The sequence below is a fragment of the candidate division TA06 bacterium genome, from assembly GCA_016235665.1.
In the GTDB taxonomy this organism is placed as follows: Bacteria; Edwardsbacteria; AC1; order AC1; family EtOH8; genus UBA5202.
Map to the genome: position 1 here is coordinate 181,515 of JACRJI010000014.1, position 19,335 is coordinate 200,849.

Genomic DNA, 19,335 nt, shown 5'->3' on the forward strand with positions numbered 1-19,335 from the left:
AGGGGAAGCCATGATCAAGAAACTTTACCGTTCCCGGGACAATAGAATGGCCGGAGGGGTCTGCGCCGGACTGGCCAAGTACTTTGAACTGGACCCCACATTGGTCCGGCTGGGAATGGCGGTCCTGATGGTGCTGGGCGGAGGGATACTGATCTACATCATCGCCTGGCTGATAGTGCCAGAGGAACCAACGGTACAATGAACTATTAGCCCTACAACGCTCTGCCTATGCCAAGGCTTCCTCCTACGCAACTGCTGCGGCGGACATGTTGGCAGACATGCATAGCTTCGCCGGACAAGCAATTGACAATTAGCAGGAACCCCGGAGCCTGAGATATCAGGTCCGGGGTTTTGTGTTTTTAAATCCAAATGATTATCCCATTCGCTCAGGAATAATTTATGGGATCAATTATTGGACACGGGCTTCGATAAGGTTTCGATAAACTCAACCCGGCGCCTCAGCCGAACGATTTACACGGATTTATTGAATATATCTGCGAAAATCGGTAATAATCAGCGTGTATCTGCGTTCCGGTTGGTTTTTGGTTAGGCTTCCTGAAGGAATGGGATAGTCATTTAACCCGAATAACACATAGGTCCCCCAAAACATAATTCCTAAAATAACTTGACATTTATCCTGGTTTGGTAGTATCATACTTTTCAATAAATGTAAAAACAGATTTGTTCACTCGTCATATACACTCTGTATATAAAAATGTTTAACCAAACATTAAACATACAATGTTCTGGCATGCATTTTGCCAGACCAGACCAAAGATCTGAGTCGTTACCGACAGAAAACAATGACCTAAAGTATAAGGTCCCGTCTTGCTTCGCATCAGGAAGCAGGGCGGGGCTTTTTGTTTAACATTTCATTTTTTACACCTTAGAAAACGAGAAAATATTGATTACTGACATCCTGCGGGGCGCACACTCCGTTCTGCGCCCCGCAGAGAAGATCATCAATGCCACAGAGAACAACCCGCATGTTACAGAGGCTTTTGTCAATGCCGCATGGACCTTTCCGCATACCACAGAAATGATCGTCAATGTCACAGAGAGGAAACCGCATAATGCAGAACAGGCACATATGATGTATCGAAGACACAGTGCTTCTGAAACCGCTTGCTCTCATTAATCACACGGTCACCCATACCAAAAAGGCAGTTGTGCTGCAGATGGAATTGTTGAAAATATTAACATGGGGAACTAAATAACAAAATCATATAAAGGAGTAAATTACAAAATGAACAATCATATCAATTTAAATAATAGACATATATATATTCTGATCTTAGTCGGTTTATTAAATTTGCTCTTGCCTTTAACAGCTTTTGGCTGGGGGACATATAGTGTTACAGGTTGCGGGAATGTAATTCTATCACCTGGTGATGTTTACCAAGGTGGATCAACTGCTTATGCTAATTCATATGAAAGCGATCTGCAAGATTGGTTGGGAGCTACATATGACGGCAGATATTCTTTTGTTGAGCAAACGCCCTATGTCCAGGATTATTTAGGTAATAAATTACATTTCAGGAAAGGTGCTTCCGATTCAACAATGGTAGCCTCCAACAATGGCACAGCATACTGTGCTTTTACTGTTTCCCTTGATCCAGACTATTCTGGCGAAGACGTATCTGTATATCTGTATTTAATGCGGGCTACAACACAAATAGTTTCTGTTGCGAGGTTCTTTATAAAAGGGAAAAAACATCCAAAATGTGACATGGTAGGAAATCCAGTATCTGCCTATTATGGTAACAAACAAATAAATGAGATTGATATCAGCAAAAATGATTTAATGTTAAATCGGCAATATGGACGCAGAATAATATCTATAACCGATACCGGTAAACCTTGGAACAGACCTTTTGCTGCAACCAATTGGAACCATAATTGGAATAAATACATTTATAAGGCAACAAGTAATGACACAATAATTTTAATGAATGGTACAGAGGGTGCGAGCAAATTCATTCGGGTTGCCGGGAGCACGAATTATAAATCCGAACGGCAGGGTATGGGCTACTTAGACAGCATACCCGGTGGCGGGTGGAACTTGAATATATCTGATGGTAGTCGTTACCGGTTTAATATATATGGCAGTTTGGACAGCCTTTTATTAAAGAATGGTAATTATTATAGGCTTTGGCATACTGCAGATAGCACATATCTGGACAGTATAACAAACATGACGAATGATAGACTGAAATTCCGGTATAATATTGCCAATAGATTGGCAAGAGTGTTTTATGATTCGACCCAGAATTTCATTGAGTATAGATATGACAGTACCATTACTGGTTGGTCAATTAGTCAAGTATTGATGCATTATAGTCCAAGTGATTCTGTGAAAGTAATCAGCAGGTATTACTATGATGGGTATGTTCCAAATTATGTGGGAGCCGGTAACATATCTGTATATCAAAAAGGGTATAATTATTCAGATACTATTTATACTAACAATCGTAACAAAGGTGATCGTACAATCTGTTGGTATGATTCAACCTATAGGGGACGCGTTTCATACCAGGAGGTAGTACATGGTGACAACGACACCGGCCATGTGGATGACGAAGTGACATACAGGGCATACTTCAAATATTATTTTGGTACTGGCACGACCGGTTACGACAGCACTAAGGTATACTATTGGGAAGACCAACCATTTACCGGAGCCCATGATCCGGCGGATACCTCTTTCAAACCCAAGGATAGCCTTTCAGCCTGGACCGATAACGAAAAGTATTTTATCCGAACGCTGATTTTCAACAAGGACGGCACCAAATACAAGGATATGACCTATAGTCCCATTACCGGGATTACTGTTACTACAAAAGATACGCTTTATGACAAAGATTACAATCCCGGCTTGGTTATAGGCTCCAACAATGACAGCACTAAATATTATTATTCACACTACCATAACCCCGGCGATACCACCACTCGCTACTGGCCCAGCCCCACCAAGATAAAATACCCCAACGGCGACTCCGTTCTCACCTACTTCTCGGCCAAGGGCGACAGCAACTACCGCCTGCCGGATTCCACCATTGACGAGGCGGGCAAAAGGACCTGCCACTATTACGATGCTTCCAACAATTACGTGGACACGGCCACGGTTTACAAAAACAGGGTACTGGCCGACGGCGAGGGCAGCAGCCACGATGTCAGTCAAAGATACCACTATAATAGTAAGGGCAACCTGACCGAAACCCTGGATCTCCTGGGTCACAAGACCATAATGCATTACACCGATTCCGACACCGGGCAATACCTGATTGAACAAAGAATAGACATGGGGACTGCCGGGGAAGGGAACGAGGACATCGTCACCCAATACGGCTACAATCTTACCCAGGGGACTATGGACACCATGACGTTCTACCGGGATTATCCCAACGACCCCAGCCGGACGTTCTATACTTATGACGTCAACAAGCGGTTGGTTAAGACTGTATATCCTGATACTTCAGTTGATTCCATGACCTATGACCTGCGGGGCAATCTGCTGGAAAAGATAACCCAAAAGTCGTACACTCTGCTTTACAAGGCCATATACGAGTATGACCCGCACGATCATCTAACCAAGCTTAAGGAATACAAGGATCCTCAGAACTCGCCGAACGATTACGATTCCACCGTGTATACTTACAACCTGCACGACAGGTTGATCTCCCAAACCAACGCCTTGGGGCAGACCACATATTATAACTACTGCATGGACCGGTTAGTGAAAACCACCTACCCCGATGATACCTACGACAGCCTGGGTTATTGGGCCGGGGGCGATCTTAAGTTCAAATTAGACCGCAAAGGGCAGGTGACGTATTACCAGTACGATGGCTATAACGGCGGTTGCGGGTGCATGTCTTCCAGCCGTTCCAGATTGGCTAAGAAGTATTATTATGATAGCTTGGACCAATACCAAAACGGTTTTGCCTATCCTTCGGATTCCGTGATCTACGATTACGACCAGGTTGGCAACCGCACAAAAATGGTTGACAAAAACGGGACTACGATGTATTCTTATGACGATATGAACCGGCTGTGGAGCGACTCCTGCGGCTACCTGAACACCAAGAACCGGTACCAGTATGATATGGCTGGCAACCGGACGAAACTGAATGTTTACCAGGGCAATGATACCACCGTCTGCTACCTGGATCAAAACTACGACAATTACGATGCGGCCAATAGGGTGGGCCTGACAATTGCCTCGGGCGACACTTTTGATCTTAGTTACTGGGACACCGGCACGCCCAAGGAGGTGCAATACCCCAACGGGGCCAAAGAGGTTTACGGGCTAAATGTTCGTGGACAGCTTGACTCCATAGCCACCACGTTAGGCGATACCTTGACCTGGTTCAAACACAGCTACGGGTACAACGGCCTGGGGGACAGGGAATGGCAATACATTTACCAAACCCGGCCGGAGGTGTCCACATTATCCGATACCTTTAAATATGGCTACGACGGATTGCGGCGGCTGACTACTGCCATATACCCGCCCAGCACCAACAGCGGTGATACTGTAACCTACGTTTACGACGCTGTGGGAAATAGGCTGGAGAAACAGAGCATGGTCAATGGAACCACTACTTATACCATTGACAACTTGACCAACCGTATGGCCCAGGCAAATAACATTTATTTTACTTATGACAGCAGCGGCAACTGGACCCGTAAGGCGCACGATACCGACGAAGGATTAGTGACGGACATCATTTTCACGTATGATCATGAGAACCGGCTGGTAGACGCCCGTGGCCCCGGCTATAATCCATACTATATGACCACGTATTACAATGGCGATGGTGTTAGATTAGCCAAGAGCACCAATGCTGACGCCGAAAAGCGGTATGCGTATGACGGCATGAACACGGTAGTGGAGCAGGATGCCAGCGGTTACTTAAGGTACAAGTATGTTTATGTCAACGGAATGCTGTTGTCCCGCATTGACGGTAGTGATAATAAGTATTATTACCACAGAGACGGGTTGGGTTCAATAATTGGCGTAAGTAATAGCACACCTGAAATTACCACTGCGCAATTGTTTGATGAGTTTGGCAATTGGCTGTACTTTGACAGTGATTGGGACTATTATGGCTATACGGGCCAGGAGTACGACTGGACGCTGATGGATGCGGTGAACCTAAGGGCCAGGGAGTATTACCCGGAATATGGCAGGTTCATGCAGGAGGATCCGATAGGGGACCAAGGGGGATTAAATTGGTATGGTTATACCGGGAACAATCCGGTAAATTACATTGATCCGAAGGGATTAGAAGGTTCATATGGTGGATGGATGTTAATTTGGCCACCTACTTTAAGGTATGGCATTGGCGGTGGTATTATGTATTACTATTATCAGCAAATGATTAAAATGAATTGGAAAGGAGCTGATGCATATTTTCATTGTCTCGGATCTTGTGAAGCAGCTAAATGGGCAGGACCCTATACAAGCTTATACTGGGGTGTTTTCAGAGAACTAACCGATGAAATACGTGGAAAAGGTTGGTCTGGTGAAGATATTAAAAGTAATATACAAGGTATCAATTGTCCATTAAGCCAGACATGTAAGGAAAAATGTAAACCGCTGGTACCTAAAGGCATGCCACTAGATTAAGAAAGGTTTAAAATGAAGATATTAAAAATTACATTTTTAACGGTTGTTTTAACGATCACCGCTTTCATCATCATTAGGCAACCTTGGCAAAAAAATGTAATGGTTTTATCTCAACCATTACTTCAAAACAATCAAACAATTGAATTATGGGAAAAACCATATCATAATATCTTTAGCATGGAGTATACAACATGGTTTGTATTTAATAATAACGGAAATAGGACTTGGCATTTGATTGATGACAAATATATTTCCTTTGGCACAGTTTCGTTATTCGTATCAAACAACAACGATACAATTAGAGTTGAAACAACTGGAGCAGCTACACCTCTTCATTTAATTGCACAGTATAGTTTATCTGATAAAAATTTTGTTGCAAGAAGTGAAGAAACTGTTAGTAATAAAGCAGGATGGAAATTGCTTAGATCATTAAAAATAAGATAAATAGATGTCTCAACTGCCCCGCCTAATGGCGGGGCAGTGATGGTACTGCTGAAAAACCCTACAACGACCTGGGCGACCGCACCAGTCAGTATGTGTACATGACCAGACCCGGCACCACCGCGCTCTCCGGCACGATAAATTACACCTACGATGGCTTGCGGCGGCTTACTACTGCCATATATCCGCCCAGCACCAACAGCGGGGATACTATAACCTACACCTACGATGCCATGAGCAACCGGACGGCTAAAACAAGCGTAAACAACGGAACCACGCCGTATGCCGTTGACGACACTACCAACCGGATGTCCCAGGCTGGGAATTACTATTTTGACTATGACAGCTGCGGAAACTGGACCCGCAAGTGGCATACAACAGACGAAGGTTCGGTAGTTGATATTTATTTTAGTTACGACTACGAGAACCGTCTGACGGACGCCCGGGGGCCTGGAGGCGATCCGTATTACATGACGAACACGTATAACGGAGACGGAGTTAGACTATCTAAGGCCACCAACGCCGACCTCGAGAAGCGTTATGTGTATGACGGCATGAACACCGTGGTGGAGCAGGATGCCAGTGGTTACTTAAGGTACAAATATGTTTACGTGAACGGAATGCTGTTATCGCGTATAGATGCCAGCGATAATAAGAGCTACTACCACCATGATGGTTTGGGGTCAATTATTGGCGTAAGCAACAGCGCACCGGAAATACTCACAGCTCAATTGTTTGATGAGTTCGGCAACTGGCTGTATTTTGATAGTGATTGGGATTATTACGGCTACACGGGCCAGGAGTATGATTGGACGCTGATGGATGCGGTGAACCTTAGGGCAAGAGAATACTATCCTGAGTACGGCAGGTTTATGCAGGAGGACCCGATAGGCAATAGGGGCGGGAGCTTGAATTGGTATTTGTATGTGGCAAATAATCCGATTAATGCTGTTGATTTACATGGCTTATATATTATTGACAACAGTTATGATAAGTATTTGAGACAGAAGTTATTGACGACGCAGGGTATAGCATTAATGAGGGCAACAATAACTGCTAATCCTTGTTGTGTCGGTGGACAAAATAATGTAGATAAAATATTGGCTGCATTACATAATAGTATTTTTATATACAATGATGTTGAATCAACATATCGGGCTTCATGTCAATATAATAATATCACTTTCACAAGAGAAACATTTGACTCTAGGTCTGGTATTGTTGCTTCATCGGTATTGCACGAACTTACCCATATGGCGTTTCGTGTTTCATCGGAATATTTACCCAAGAAATATGAAGCAGATTGTTTCGGGTATAAATAATTAATTGAAAGGGAAAGAAAATGCATAAAAATATTCTAATAGCGATAGTGGCAATATTGTTATCTTGCACAAAATATGGTATATCAAGTAATGATAAAAATATTATTTACGGTTTAGTTATAAGTGATCAAAAAAGTATTCATGCACAAGAGATGCCTACGTTTAATATAAAAAAAATATATGTTAATATTCTCGGCTGTGACCCAAACAATGAATTGGTTGAATATTTAAAGCAAAATAATGCGATTGATATAGTGCCTGCATCGAAGAGCATTAATGTTTACCACGACCCAGTGAAGTTTGATTATTATAAAAACCCAATTTCAGTGAGGAGTAAAAGCAATAACGAAAATGGCATTATATTTGAGATAAAAAGTATTAAAAAGGAACCTAAAACAGGGATAATAACTGTTAACTTATTCTATTATGCGGGGCCTTTATTCGCGGGTAATTATGAGTATTTAATAGATAAAAACGATAAAGAATGGTATATTGTAAAAAGAAGCATTGGCGAAATATCATAATGATGTGAACCAGACCCGCCCTTAAGGGGCGGGTCTGGTTCTTACAGCTGGGACGGGGTAAGATTATCCAAGGCCACAAATGCTGACGCCGAAAAGCGGTATGCGTATGACGGCATGAACACGGTGGTGGAGCAGGATGCCAGCGGTTACTTGAGATACAAATATGTTTATGTGAACGGAATGCTCTTGTCCCGCATTGATGGTAGTGATAATAAGTATTATTACCACAGAGACGGGTTGGGTTCAATAATTGGCGTAAGTAATGGCACACCTGAAATTACCACTGCTCAACTGTTTGATGAGTTTGGCAACTGGCTGTATTTTGACAGTGATTGGGACTATTACGGCTACACCGGCCAGGAGTACGACTGGCCGTTGATGGATGCGGTGAACCTTAGGGCAAGAGAGTATTACCCGGAGTATGGAAGGTTCATGCAGGAGGACCCGATAGGAAATGCAGGTGGTTCACTTAACTGGTATTTGTATGTGGCAAATAATCCGATTAACTGGACGGACCCCACTGGGAAGATCGTGTACAAATGTGTCAGTGGTGCACATGTCTACATTAAAATATCTGGCAATAAATATAATAATGCATGGGGTTTCTATCCAGTTGGTGCACCTTTGTCGGGCATAGCTTCTGGTTTGTTAAACGAATGGGTGCCAAGCTATGTTAAGGTATTTGAAACAGGAGGCAACTGCAAAGCTGTGACCTCAGATGATTGTAACGATCAAGCAGTTTACAACGCAATTCACACTTTAGCAAGAGCTCAATTACCATATCATTTGATTTATTTTAACTGCATTCATTGGACAGATACCGCCTTAAGTATAGGTGGCGTTAAATAAAAAGGAGAATGAAAATGTTGATCAACCTTAAAGCACTATCTCTTGTCGAAAAAATAGTTGGTGCTATTGCTATTATTGTTAGCGGCTATTATATCCTTCATGGGTCCTCTGCTTGGATTCTTTTACATTTGACCTCTAACATACAAGGATTTTTCCCCAAAATGACATTCGTGGTAGAGACTATCGTCAATTTTTATTTAATACCACTTTTAATTTTAGTTACTGGTCTTTTTTATGTGAATGGGAAAATTAATATATTAGCTATGTGGATTTCGATTATACTTTGTCTGTCAATCGTATTTATGATAGTTGTACAGCATGGCAATATCAAACCATATTTGCTTATGCTTGTAATTAATGGTTTGTTCTTAATTCTTTATATTGTTCATAAACAAGTAGAGTCAAAGAAAAAAGAATCTGCCTGTTGTGTATAATGCACAATAAGATTTTCCACGACGAAGCCCCGCCGATTGGCGGGGCTTTTACGTTTGGTGGTATTTAGGCCCGGCTGTTCTTGTCCGCCGTAGTTTTCACGTAGGTGGAAGCCGGGCTGTTCTTTTTACGAGAGCGTCCAGGTAGTGCAGTAAAGCCTTTTTGTCGCCCTTGGGCAACTCTTCGGCCTTACGCAAGCGGCGCCAGAGCGCGGCCTGCTGGGGGTCTCTTTTATCTTTAACGGCCTTGATGCCCAGAAGCTCTTCAACAGAAACCTTGAGGGCCTTGGCCAGCGGCTCCAACAGGTGGGCCGGCGGATGTTTGGTTTCTATCTCGTAGTAGGCGATAACACCAAATATATTGCTTGACACTGAAATATTGAAATGCTAAACTAATAAGCAGTTAAAAAACAATGCTGGAAATAGTAATTCTGGATCAGAGTACACTGAACCAACAACAGAAGTAAAAATGATCGACAAAAAAGAGATCCGGCGGTAGTACAAAGAGACCATCCAGCCCATGGGGGTCTACCAGATAACCAACCTGGCCAACGGCAAGATATTCCTGGAAAGCAGCAAGAACCTCAACGCCATATTCAACCGCAGCCTGTTCCAGCTCCGGGGCGGACTCCATGTGAGCGAGGGCCTGCAGAAGGATTTCAAGCAATACGGCGAATCAAATTTTGCCTTTGAGGTCGTGGACCGGCTGGAGCCTAAGGAAGGCCTGGGTTATGATTACAGCCGCGACCTGAAGGCCCTGGAGGAGATCTGGCTGGAGAAGCTTCAACCCTATGGCGACAAGGGTTACAATGACAAAAAAGCGTAAACTTGGCCAAATGCCTGTCTAACTTGTTTAGGAAAAGTAGAAAGAATTTAGCAGGTTTGGTGATAACGCAGATATTAACTCAAAAATGTTCTTTTCTTTTTGTATCGCCAACAAGAAAAGAACCAAAAGAAAAAGCTCGTCGCTTAAAACTCTCCGGGCCACGCTTACGCCCTGCCTACGTATAGCTTCGGCGGGCAAGCAGGGCTTCAGCGGGCCCGCGCTGCGCTTCTCGTTGCTGACGGGCTTGTCTGAACTCGGGCTTTGGCCCAGCCCTCAAACATGCAGACAAGCTTTTTCCGCCATCAACTGCGATGCTCACTGATCGTGATTCGATAAACTCATCACAAGTTTTTAACGCGACAACCGTGGTTGGGGCCGGTTGTCCTCTATGTTTCCTGAGATGATGGGGTAAGCATTCTTTACCAAAACGCAAACGAAGTACAATATGAAAAAAAGCATTCTTTTATCTTTGGCCCTGCTGTCACTGTTGGCTGTACCGGTATCAGCCGCCGCCCCGCCGGAGGGGCCGGATTCGGTCTACGTGGGGATGTATGTCAACCGGGTGTACGACGTCTCCCTGCGGGACAACAGATTCACGGCCGACTTCTACCTGTGGTTCCGCTGGAAGAACCAGGACCTGGATCCCGTCAAGAGCTTCGAGATCGTGGGCGGCGAGAAGACCTTCCAGTCCGAGCCCTACCGGTCCAAGAACGGCGATGTCAACTACGCCTTCAGCCGGGTGACGGCGGTGATGACCCAGCACTGGGATGTCTCCGCCTTTCCCTTTGACGATCACGTCCTGACCGTACAGATAGAGGACGGGGAGAGCGAGACCGGATCCCTGGTCTATGTCCTGGACGCCGGAAACCTGGGCAAGAGCCCGGATATTAAAATACCCGGCTGGGCTTTGGACAAGTTCTATTTCGGGGTGGTGCCCTATACCTATGCCACCAATTACGGAGATCCCACCCTGCCCCCGGAAAATCAATCAATATTTTCCAGATTTTACTGCTCGGTCCGGGTGGTCAGGGCGGGAGTGGGATATTTCATAAAACTATTCATAGCGGTATTCCTTTCGGCCCTGATTGCCTTCATGAGCTTTTTCATATCCCCGACAGACCTGCAATCCCGCACCGGACTGGGGGTGGGCGCCATCTTTGCCGCGGTCGGCAGCCAATATGTCATCGCCTCGTCGCTGCCCGACAGCAACATCATGACCATGGCCGACCAGTTGCACATTGCGGCTTTCCTCTTCATATTCTTGTCCATACTAGTGGCTGTCATTTCCCTGAACCTGTATAACCGAGGAAAAAAAGAGTCCTCGGCCAAACTGGACCGTTTTTGCCAGAAGGCCTTTCCCATTGCCTACGGCACCATCACTCTGCTGATAATTCTTTTCCGCTAAGATCTGCCGCCGCCAGCCGGCCATTGAAATATGCGGTTTCCTGGGGTATAATGGTTCAAAAGAAAATGCCTATCTAACTTGATCAGGAAAAGTAGAAAGAATACAGTGGATATGGTAAAAACGCAGGTTTTGCCCGGTTATGTTCTTTTCTTTTTGTACCGCCCAAAAGCAAAGAACCAAAAGAAAAAGCTCGTCGCTTAAAACTCTCCTGGCGTTGCGCTTCTCGTAGCCGGCGGGCTTGTCTGAACTCGGGCTTTGGCCCAGCCCTCAAACAGGCCAGACAAGCTTTTAACCGCCGTCAACTGCGATGCTCACTGATCGTTTTAACGCGACAACCGGGGTTGGCACCTATTGTCTACATGTTTCCTGAGCTGATTAGATAATCATTCAAAAGAATAGTGCCTCACAAAAATCAACAGTCATGGAGAGACGATGCTTAAAAAAACGATGATCATCCTTTTGCTGTTCAGCTGCTGGACAGCGCCCTCCTTTGCCCTGGACACTTTGGCGGTCTACGAGGACAGCCTGGCCAACGGCCTGAAGATCCTGGTGCTGGAGAAGCACGACCTGCCCATCGCCAGTTTCCAGGTCTGGTACCGGGTGGGGTCGCGCAACGAGCGGCCGGGCATCACCGGGATCTCCCACCTGCTGGAGCACATGATGTTCAAGGCCTCGGGCGGCATAGGTTCGGGAGAGTTCGCCCGGACGGTGCAGAGATACGGGGGCCACAATAATGCCTTCACTTCCGAGGACTACACCGCCTATTACGAGAACATCGCGGTGGAGTTCCTGCCCCGGATGATGGAGATGGAGGCCGGGCGGATGCACCGGCTTAAATTAGATTCGCTGGAGTTCGAGTCGGAGCGGCAAGTGATACTGGAGGAACGCCGGCTGCGGGAGAACTCCCCCTGGGGCCGGCTGGCCGAGGAATCAGACGCCGCGGCCTTCATGGCCCATCCCTACGGCTGGCCGATCCTGGGCTGGCCCTCGGACCTGCGGGCCATCACCATCAGGGATCTGCGGGGTTACTACTCTACCTATTATGCCCCCAATAACGCCACCTGTGTGATCGTCGGAGATGTCAAACCAAGGGAAACGGTGAAATTGGTGGAGAAATATTTTGGCGGCATTCCCCGGGCCCTGCAGAGCCCTCCCGTAGTGGCCACGGCAGAGCCGGTTCAGATGGGAGAGCGCCGGGTCAGCGTGGTGCGCCAGGCCCAGACACCATTGATGTTGATAGCCTTTCACGGCTGCCGGGCCGGGGAATACGACGAGGCGGTGCTGGACCTGCTTTCGGCCGTTCTCTCCGGCGGGGAAAGCGCCCGGCTCTACCAAAGCCTGATCTACCGGCAAAAATTGGCCCTATACGCCGAGGCTTACAACGAGGCCCGGACCGACCCCGGCTTGATAAGTTTTTACGCCGCGCCCATTGCTGGGCGGACCACGGCTGAACTGGAGCAGGCCCTTTATGCCGAACTGGAACTGGTAAAGACCCAGGGGGTCACCGCCGAAGAACTGGCCAAAGCCAAAAAACAGCTTAAGGCCCAGTACATATTCTCCCGGCAGAACAATTATGTGCTGGGGAACCAGCTGGGATCCTCGGCTTCGCGCCACGGCTGGCGGGACGTCAACAACTATCTCAAATTCCTGGATAAAGTAAGAACGGAAGACATCAAACAGGCCGCAGTGAAATACCTGGCCCCGGATAACCGTACTGTGACCACGCTGGTTCCCCAAGCCGCAAAGGGGCAGGAGAAATAAAATGAAAAAAACATTCATACTTTCGGTACTGATGCTGGCAACTCTTGCCGCCGCCCAGTCCGGCTGGCAGCCGCCCCGGCCCCAAAGAGTGGCGCTGGGCAACGGACTGGTTCTGCTGGTGGTCCCCAAGACCGGCCTGCCGCTGGTCACCGTCAGCGCCATGGTCAGGGGCGGCAGCGCTTCCGACCCCAAAGCCTTGAACGGGCTGGCCAATTTTACCGCCGAGATGCTTTCCCGGGGGACCTCATCCCGCACCGCCCGGCAGATAGCCCAGAGCTTTGACCAGTTCGGGGCCCAGTTCTCGGTCAACTGCGATTACGATGCCGCGTATTTTTCACTGACCTGCCTGAGCCAGGACCTGGAAAAACTGCTGCCGGTATTCATGGACCTGCTGCAAAACCCCAGGATGGATTCTTCCGAGGTGGAGAGGCTGAGGGAACAGCTGGTCACTTCCATACAGGCCCAGCAGGACCAGCCAATGTCCCTTAGCCAGGAGGCCTTTGAAAAATGGCTGTACGGCCAGCATCAGTATGATCACCAGGTGGAGGGGGAAGAAGCCACGGTCAGCGCCATAAGATCAGGGGACCTCATCTCCTGCCACAAAAAATATTTTGTTCCCAACAATGTGGTGATCGCCATAGTGGGAGACGTGAAACCGGGCAATATCACGGGGCTTTTCAAGAAGCTAACCAAAACCTGGACCAAGGCCGAAACTCCGGGCATATTTTACGGCCAGATCCCCAAAATTGAAAAACCGGGACTGCTAATGATCCACCGGCCCATCACCCAGTCATATGTTGTGCTGGGGTTCCTGGGACCAAAGCGGCTTGACCCCGATTATCAGGCGGCCCGGCTTATGAACTACATCCTGGGCGGCGGCGGGTTTGTCTCCCGTCTTTTTACCAAGATCAGGGTGCAGCAGGGCCTGGCTTACGATGTTGACGCCTATTTCTCCCCCCGGTTGGACCATGGGCCCTACACCTTTACCGTTCAGACCAAATGCCAGTCTGCCGATACCGCCATCAAGACCATGATCGCGGAAATGGAAACGATCCGGAAGGAGCCGGTCACGGATCAGGAATTGTCAGAGGCCAAGGCTTACTTCCGGGGCAGTTATCCCTTCCGCTATGAGACCAACGGACAGATCGCCAGTCAGATCCTAGGCGCCGAGCTTTACGGATTAAGCCCCGACCAAGTGACAAAGGACCTGGAGCTGATACAGAAGGTGAGCAAGGAGGATATCCGGCTGGCCGCCCAGCGACTGCTGAAGCCGCAGAATTACATCGTTACCATGGCCACGGACACAGCCATCACCAAGATCAGCATTCCCGGCTTGACGGTAGAGAAAAAATAGTATGATTATCTAACTTGCTCAGGAAAAGTAGAAAGAATGTAGTGGATACGTTATAAACGGAGATTTAACCAGGCTATGTTCTTTTCTTTTTGTGCCGCCAACTAGAAAAGAACCAAAAGAAAAAGCTCGTCGCAAAGAACCATCCGGGCCACGCTTACGCTAAAGCTTCAGCGGGCCCGCGCTGCGCTTCTCGTTGCCCGCGGGCTTGTCTGAACTCGGGCTTCTGCCAAGCCCTCAAACAGACCAGACAAGCTTTTAACCGCCGGCAACTGTGATGCTCACTGATGGTTCTTAACGCGACAACCGGGGTTGGGCACCGGTTGATCATGCTGTTTCCTATGCTAATCGGATAGGCAGTAAAAATAGCACTAGGGGGTCTGCCCACGAACTTCTCAGTAACAAAAAGACAGTCTCAGCATTATTGCTGAGACTGTCTTTTTCATAGAAGAATTATTTTTAGAAATCCACGAAAAAAAGTTTCCTGTCCTTCATGGTTTCCTTATAGTTTAAGGTATGGTAAGCAACCGGTTATTTTCCTTCTTCCCCATTGGACACCAGATCATCCAGGGTCATCTCCCGGACAGTAGGTTTTAAAATCTGTCCCATCAGCGGGTCTTTTCCGGCCGGTGAGCCCCCGCCCAGTTCATCCAAAGTGAATTCCCGGGCTCCCACCCCGATCTTGGAAGCCGGGTCGATCTCCAGCGGGGATTCAAAGCGGCGGGGGGCATCCGGCTCAACCGCCGGGGACGCGGCCGGGGATGGCGCTCCCAATTCGTCCAGCGTGAACACCCGGGCCCCCACACCGATCTTGGAGGCCGGATCGATCTCCGCCGGCGGTTCGAAACGGCGGGGGGCATCAACCTGAACAGCAGGCTGGTTCTGGCTGACCGGCTCGGCCGGGGCCTTGGCATAGTGGGTTATGCCCATGGCCTGTTCCGGTGTTTTGACAGGCTCCTTGGCTCCCGGCAGAAATTCCTTAAGCCGGCTGGCCGGGCGTTCCGATTCCAGGGCCTGTTCTATTTTTTTTAAAGCCTCGTCCATGGCTAGGTCCGCTTGGCCCGGTAAATGGCGATCTTGCGCCGGGCCTCATCGTTGGTGGGCTGGACAGCCAGCACCTTCTCCCATGACTTGATGGCCAGGTCGAATTTTTCCATTTCCTCGTAGGCCGTTCCCAGATTCAGGTAAGCCAGGGAATAATCCGACTGTTTGGCGATGGCCTGGTTGAAATATTCCACCGCCTGTTGGTAATCCTTCTTGCCCTTATAAAGGCAACCCAGGTTGTTGTAGGCCTCGGGGGCCTCGGGCGATAGCTCCACCGCTTTCTTGAACTGGGCTTCGGCGCCGGAGAGCTCCCGGCGGTAGTAGAGCATCACGCCCCGGTCGTTGTTTTCCTCGGCCTGGCGCAACCGCCGTTCGTTGCCGGACTGGCGCTGTTCGTTGCGCTGGGCTTCCAGCACGGCCAGCATGGCTTCCTGAGCCTGGGCCAGCCTCTGTTCCACCGCCTCCAGATTGCCGCCGCCGCCGCCGGGCTGGGCCTGGGACAGGTTCTTTAAACCGGACTCCATCTGCTCCAAGGCCAGGGCCAGTTTGCCGGTTTGGTCCGACTGCAGGGCCAAAGCTTTCTCGGCCAGAACGGCCTGCTGTTCCTTGAGCTCCTGCTGGCCCTTGGCCAGGCTGGTTACGGCCTGGGTCAGGCTCAAATTCTGTTCCGCCTGGCGCTGGGTGTCCTCCAGCATCAGCTCCAGGATGCCGGTGAATTTTTCCTGGCTCTGGACCAGGGCCTCCTTGATGGCCGTCAATTGCGCTTCCGAACCTCCGCTTTCCGCCCGGCCGGTCAGGGCCTCCTTGATGGCATCCAGCTTGGCGCCCAGTTTGTCTCCGTCCTGGGCCTGCTGTACCTCCTGGGACGATCTTTTCTGCTGTTCCTCCAGGGTCAGTTCCAGAATGTCGCTGAACTTGGCCTGGGACATCTTAATTTCCTCGGTCAGGCCGGCCAACAGCTGGTGGATCTGGGAGAGGTCGGCCTTGGGCAGTTCTGCCAGCTTGTCGCTGATCTGGGCCAGGGGTTGTTTCAGCTCCGAGAGGTCCAAAGCCTGGCCTTCGCCGCCCTGGGCGGCCGGGGCGCTTTTGACCGCCTCGGCCAACCGGTCGATGGCCTCGTTGGTGGCGTCGGTCTTCTTTAATATGTGAAGCAGGGTGGCGGCGGTGTTCTCCTTGATCTCCTTGAGCTCGGCCACAACCGGACCGGCCTTGCCGCCGTCTTCAAGCGGCTCATCGGCCTTCCGCATCTTCCGGTCTATCACCGGCAGAGAGCACCTCCGGGCCTCGGCATCGAATATCTCGCACTCGGCGCCCAGGCAGTCCCGCAGTTCGGCCAGGGGGAGTTCTTTTTCCTCCAGCAGCCTGCCGTCGGCGTCGTACTTAAGCTCTTTGACCACCTGCTTGGATGTCAGGAATGGACACTTGTTCATCGGCAAAATTTCTCCATTATTGAAAGTTTAAGATAACATAAACTTAAGGCTAAGTCAATATGTTTTTGCAAGAATCTCCACTCAAACCGGGATTAAAGCGGCTTGAGGAAACGGGGTTGATGTTTTTCCTTGACTTTGATTAAAAGCTGGTCTAAACTTAATTTCTAAACCTTTTATGGGGGAGAGATGGGGACCATAAACGATCATACCGGAGCACAGGAAAACAATGGCGGCCGGATAGTAAAAGAGATCACCATATCGAAGCTGGCCATAAATGTTTTTGCGGTATTTGCCACCCTCATCATTTTTGTGCTCTTTCTCGCCGCATGGAAAATGCTTTGGAACATGCCATATAAAAGGGGCATCCTCAAGCAGACCTATTTGTTCATATTACTGTCCTTTCCGGTTCATGAGTTGATCCATGCCCTGGGTTTTTGGTTGTTCGGCAATATTCCTTGGTCAAAAATCAAGTTCGGATTTGTGCCCAAGCTTATTGCCTTTTATGCCAATCCCCTATATCCCTTAAGCAAAACCGCCTACCTTTGGTCCGGAGCTCTGCCCGGCTTGACCATAGGTATAGTGCCGTTGCTTCTGGGTTTCATCATTGGTTCTATGCCCCTGAGCTTTATTGGATTGATCTCTGTGATGGCGTCCACGGGGGACCTTTTCGTTATCTGGACCCTACGGGGAGTGGCTTCAAATCAGTCCGTTTTGGAGCATGCCGACCAATGCCACTTCAGCATAATAGAAAAAGCGTAAATCCTTCCCATAATCCAAGCATCTAAATAAGTAACAACTTGATCTACGACGAAAACATCCTCATAAAACAGGCCCGGGCCGGAAGCCAGAGGGCCCTGTCCCAGATAGTGAAGCACCACCAGAACGGGATCTATTCCCTGGCCCTGCGGATGCTGGGCAACCGGGAGGACGCCGAGGACGTCCTGCAGGAGACATTTCTGGCCTTTCACAAAAGCCTGCCCCGGTTCAAGGGGCTTTCCACCCTTTCCACCTATTTCTACCGGATGGCCACCAATTTCAGCCTAATGAAACTGCGGCAGAAAAAGACCCGGCGGCCCGAGCATCACACGGTGAACCTGGAGGAAGCCTTTGAAGAACCGGACAAGAAGCCGGACCCCATGCAGAGCACCCTGAACCTGGAACTCAAGAAAAAGCTGGACGAGGCCCTGCTGGAGTTGCCGGAAAAGGAGCGGGCGGTGTTCATCCTCCGGGACGTGGAGGACCTGCCGGGGGAAGAGGTGGCTAGGGTCTTAAAGATCAGCCTGCCGGCCATGAAATCGCGTCTGCACCGGGCCCGGAACGTCTTAAGGGAAAAATTATCACCATATATCAGGGATTGACCAAAATGAGCGCCGTTAAAAAAACCGAACAGAAACATCATTGCCGGGGAATGGGAACGGTGTTCTCCCAATACCTGGATAAAGAGCTGGCCCAGCAGGTCTGCCGCAAGCTGGAGAAGCACCTTAAGGACTGTCCCGACTGCCAGACCTATTTTGACACCCTTAAGAAAACTGTCACCCTGTACCGGGGCCTGGGTCCACAAAAGGTCCCGGCGGACGCTCAGCGCAGGCTGTACAAGGTCATCCGGCTGGAAGCCGGGAAAAAAGGCGCAAAAAAATGAATCCCCGGCGGAGGCCCCGGCATCTAAAATTCAGATAACAAAATCAATCAATATATGAACAGGAGAGATACAATGGCGGCGATCCATTTAACAGACGGAACCTTCGATCAGGAGGTTTTAAAATCAAATACTCCGGTGCTGGTTGACTTTTGGGCGTCCTGGTGCGGTCCCTGCCGGATGGTGGGACCGGTGATTGAAGAATTATCAAACGACTACCAAGGCAAGGTCAAGATCACCAAGCTGGATGTGGACGCCAATCCGGAAAAATCCGGACAGTTCGGCATCCGCAGCATTCCAACAATGCTGATCTTCAAGAACGGCCAGGCCATAGACACCCTGATCGGCGCCATGCCCAAGGCGGCCATTGCAGCCCGGCTGGATGCGGCCATCACCAAGTGATAATGGAACCAATTTCCGGCCACACCAGGCAACCATTAAATTGGAGGTTCATCATGAAAAGGAACGAGAGCACAGCCGACCGGATAATACGGGCTATAATCGGGATTGCCCTGTTGGTCTTTGGATTCATAGTAACCGGAATCCTGCACTGGGTATTGCTGGCAGCAGGGATATTGGCTTTATTTACCGCCATCACCGGGTTCTGCGGGCTATACAAACTCCTGGGGATCAGTACCTATAAAGAGCAGACCCCGCCCCAGAAATAACCACCAAAATCAAAA

The 19,335-nt window shown here is 48.9% G+C and carries 18 protein-coding genes and 1 pseudogene; 16 read left to right on the plus strand and 3 right to left on the minus strand.

Features of this window, described 5'->3' with window-relative positions; translation table 11 throughout:
* Positions 1-10: 10 nt before the first annotated feature.
* The 7 genes from HZA73_09750 to HZA73_09780 all read left to right on the plus strand — a co-directional run bounded on the left by HZA73_09750 (position 11) and on the right by HZA73_09780 (position 9,202).
* Positions 11-202: a PspC domain-containing protein gene (locus tag HZA73_09750; GenBank protein ID MBI5806317.1), complete on the plus strand. Its 192-nt coding sequence runs from the start codon at positions 11-13 to the stop codon at positions 200-202.
* A gap of 2,379 nt (positions 203-2,581) precedes the next feature.
* Positions 2,582-5,632 (plus strand): hypothetical protein, encoded by a 3,051-nt coding sequence (locus HZA73_09755; GenBank protein MBI5806318.1) that lies wholly within the window; start codon positions 2,582-2,584, stop codon positions 5,630-5,632.
* 12 nt (positions 5,633-5,644) lie between these two features.
* Positions 5,645-6,076, plus strand: coding sequence for a hypothetical protein (locus HZA73_09760; protein ID MBI5806319.1), 432 nt, complete (start codon positions 5,645-5,647; stop codon positions 6,074-6,076).
* A 98-nt stretch (positions 6,077-6,174) separates the two neighbouring features.
* Entirely contained in the window at positions 6,175-7,395 is a 1,221-nt protein-coding gene (locus tag HZA73_09765; GenBank protein ID MBI5806320.1) for a hypothetical protein, read from the plus strand.
* 20 nt (positions 7,396-7,415) lie between these two features.
* Positions 7,416-7,919, plus strand: coding sequence for a hypothetical protein (locus HZA73_09770; GenBank protein ID MBI5806321.1), 504 nt, complete (start codon positions 7,416-7,418; stop codon positions 7,917-7,919).
* A gap of 114 nt (positions 7,920-8,033) precedes the next feature.
* Complete coding sequence (locus HZA73_09775) at positions 8,034-8,768, plus strand: RHS repeat-associated core domain-containing protein (GenBank protein MBI5806322.1); 735 nt, start codon at positions 8,034-8,036, stop codon at positions 8,766-8,768.
* 14 nt (positions 8,769-8,782) lie between these two features.
* Positions 8,783-9,202, plus strand: coding sequence for a hypothetical protein (locus HZA73_09780; protein ID MBI5806323.1), 420 nt, complete (start codon positions 8,783-8,785; stop codon positions 9,200-9,202).
* A gap of 96 nt (positions 9,203-9,298) precedes the next feature.
* Here the strand turns inward: HZA73_09780 and HZA73_09785 are convergent, their stop codons facing one another.
* Complete coding sequence (locus tag HZA73_09785; GenBank protein ID MBI5806324.1) at positions 9,299-9,571, minus strand: hypothetical protein; 273 nt, start codon at positions 9,569-9,571, stop codon at positions 9,299-9,301.
* A 97-nt stretch (positions 9,572-9,668) separates the two neighbouring features.
* On the opposite strand from HZA73_09785, the pseudogene HZA73_09790 reads away from it, so the two are divergent.
* The 4 genes and pseudogenes from HZA73_09790 to HZA73_09805 all read left to right on the plus strand — a co-directional run bounded on the left by HZA73_09790 (position 9,669) and on the right by HZA73_09805 (position 14,545).
* Positions 9,669-10,025, plus strand: a pseudogene (locus tag HZA73_09790) (GIY-YIG nuclease family protein).
* Between the two features lie 445 nt (positions 10,026-10,470).
* Complete coding sequence (locus tag HZA73_09795; protein MBI5806325.1) at positions 10,471-11,430, plus strand: hypothetical protein; 960 nt, start codon at positions 10,471-10,473, stop codon at positions 11,428-11,430.
* Positions 11,431-11,862: 432 nt separating this feature from the next.
* Positions 11,863-13,191: an insulinase family protein gene (locus HZA73_09800; protein MBI5806326.1), complete on the plus strand. Its 1,329-nt coding sequence runs from the start codon at positions 11,863-11,865 to the stop codon at positions 13,189-13,191.
* A gap of 1 nt (position 13,192) precedes the next feature.
* On the plus strand, positions 13,193-14,545 hold the full coding sequence (locus tag HZA73_09805) for an insulinase family protein (GenBank protein ID MBI5806327.1): 1,353 nt from the start codon (positions 13,193-13,195) through the stop codon (positions 14,543-14,545).
* Positions 14,546-15,073: 528 nt separating this feature from the next.
* Here the strand turns inward: HZA73_09805 and HZA73_09810 are convergent.
* Both HZA73_09810 and HZA73_09815 read right to left on the minus strand, forming a co-directional pair.
* Positions 15,074-15,586, minus strand: a complete 513-nt coding sequence (locus tag HZA73_09810; GenBank protein MBI5806328.1) for a hypothetical protein — start codon at positions 15,584-15,586, stop codon at positions 15,074-15,076.
* A 2-nt stretch (positions 15,587-15,588) separates the two neighbouring features.
* The gene (locus HZA73_09815; GenBank protein MBI5806329.1) at positions 15,589-17,016 is read right to left on the minus strand and encodes a tetratricopeptide repeat protein; all 1,428 of its coding nucleotides are present in this window, start codon (positions 17,014-17,016) and stop codon (positions 15,589-15,591) included.
* A gap of 186 nt (positions 17,017-17,202) precedes the next feature.
* Between HZA73_09815 and HZA73_09820 the strand changes: the two genes are divergently transcribed.
* The 5 genes from HZA73_09820 to HZA73_09840 all read left to right on the plus strand — a co-directional run bounded on the left by HZA73_09820 (position 17,203) and on the right by HZA73_09840 (position 19,320).
* Entirely contained in the window at positions 17,203-17,775 is a 573-nt protein-coding gene (locus HZA73_09820) for a DUF3267 domain-containing protein (protein MBI5806330.1), read from the plus strand.
* Positions 17,776-17,813: 38 nt separating this feature from the next.
* Positions 17,814-18,374 carry an RNA polymerase sigma factor gene (locus HZA73_09825; GenBank protein ID MBI5806331.1) on the plus strand — a complete coding sequence of 187 codons (561 nt, stop codon included), beginning with the start codon at positions 17,814-17,816 and terminating at the stop codon, positions 18,372-18,374.
* A 5-nt stretch (positions 18,375-18,379) separates the two neighbouring features.
* A complete protein-coding gene (locus HZA73_09830; GenBank protein MBI5806332.1) occupies positions 18,380-18,655 on the plus strand; it encodes a zf-HC2 domain-containing protein in 276 nt (91 codons plus the stop codon).
* Between the two features lie 72 nt (positions 18,656-18,727).
* A complete protein-coding gene (trxA, locus tag HZA73_09835; protein MBI5806333.1) occupies positions 18,728-19,054 on the plus strand; it encodes a thioredoxin in 327 nt (108 codons plus the stop codon).
* A 53-nt stretch (positions 19,055-19,107) separates the two neighbouring features.
* The gene (locus HZA73_09840) at positions 19,108-19,320 is read left to right on the plus strand and encodes a DUF2892 domain-containing protein (protein ID MBI5806334.1); all 213 of its coding nucleotides are present in this window, start codon (positions 19,108-19,110) and stop codon (positions 19,318-19,320) included.
* Positions 19,321-19,335 lie beyond the last annotated feature (15 nt).

Bases quoted from the DNA above. Each gene is read 5' to 3' on its own strand.
- HZA73_09805 (MBI5806327.1), top strand. From the start codon at position 13,193: ATGAAAAAAACATTCATACTTTCGGTACTGATGCTGGCAACTCTTGCC.
- HZA73_09800 (MBI5806326.1), top strand. From the start codon at position 11,863: ATGCTTAAAAAAACGATGATCATCCTTTTGCTGTTCAGCTGCTGGACA.
- HZA73_09770 (MBI5806321.1), top strand. From the start codon at position 7,416: ATGCATAAAAATATTCTAATAGCGATAGTGGCAATATTGTTATCTTGC.
- HZA73_09775 (MBI5806322.1), top strand. From the start codon at position 8,034: ATGAACACGGTGGTGGAGCAGGATGCCAGCGGTTACTTGAGATACAAA.
- HZA73_09820 (MBI5806330.1), top strand. From the start codon at position 17,203: ATGGGGACCATAAACGATCATACCGGAGCACAGGAAAACAATGGCGGC.
- HZA73_09810 (MBI5806328.1), bottom strand. From the start codon at position 15,586: ATGGACGAGGCTTTAAAAAAAATAGAACAGGCCCTGGAATCGGAACGC.
- HZA73_09780 (MBI5806323.1), top strand. From the start codon at position 8,783: ATGTTGATCAACCTTAAAGCACTATCTCTTGTCGAAAAAATAGTTGGT.
- HZA73_09795 (MBI5806325.1), top strand. From the start codon at position 10,471: ATGAAAAAAAGCATTCTTTTATCTTTGGCCCTGCTGTCACTGTTGGCT.
- HZA73_09840 (MBI5806334.1), top strand. From the start codon at position 19,108: ATGAAAAGGAACGAGAGCACAGCCGACCGGATAATACGGGCTATAATC.
- HZA73_09750 (MBI5806317.1), top strand. From the start codon at position 11: ATGATCAAGAAACTTTACCGTTCCCGGGACAATAGAATGGCCGGAGGG.
- HZA73_09830 (MBI5806332.1), top strand. From the start codon at position 18,380: ATGAGCGCCGTTAAAAAAACCGAACAGAAACATCATTGCCGGGGAATG.
- HZA73_09765 (MBI5806320.1), top strand. From the start codon at position 6,175: ATGACCAGACCCGGCACCACCGCGCTCTCCGGCACGATAAATTACACC.
- HZA73_09815 (MBI5806329.1), bottom strand. From the start codon at position 17,016: ATGAACAAGTGTCCATTCCTGACATCCAAGCAGGTGGTCAAAGAGCTT.
- HZA73_09760 (MBI5806319.1), top strand. From the start codon at position 5,645: ATGAAGATATTAAAAATTACATTTTTAACGGTTGTTTTAACGATCACC.
- trxA (MBI5806333.1), top strand. From the start codon at position 18,728: ATGGCGGCGATCCATTTAACAGACGGAACCTTCGATCAGGAGGTTTTA.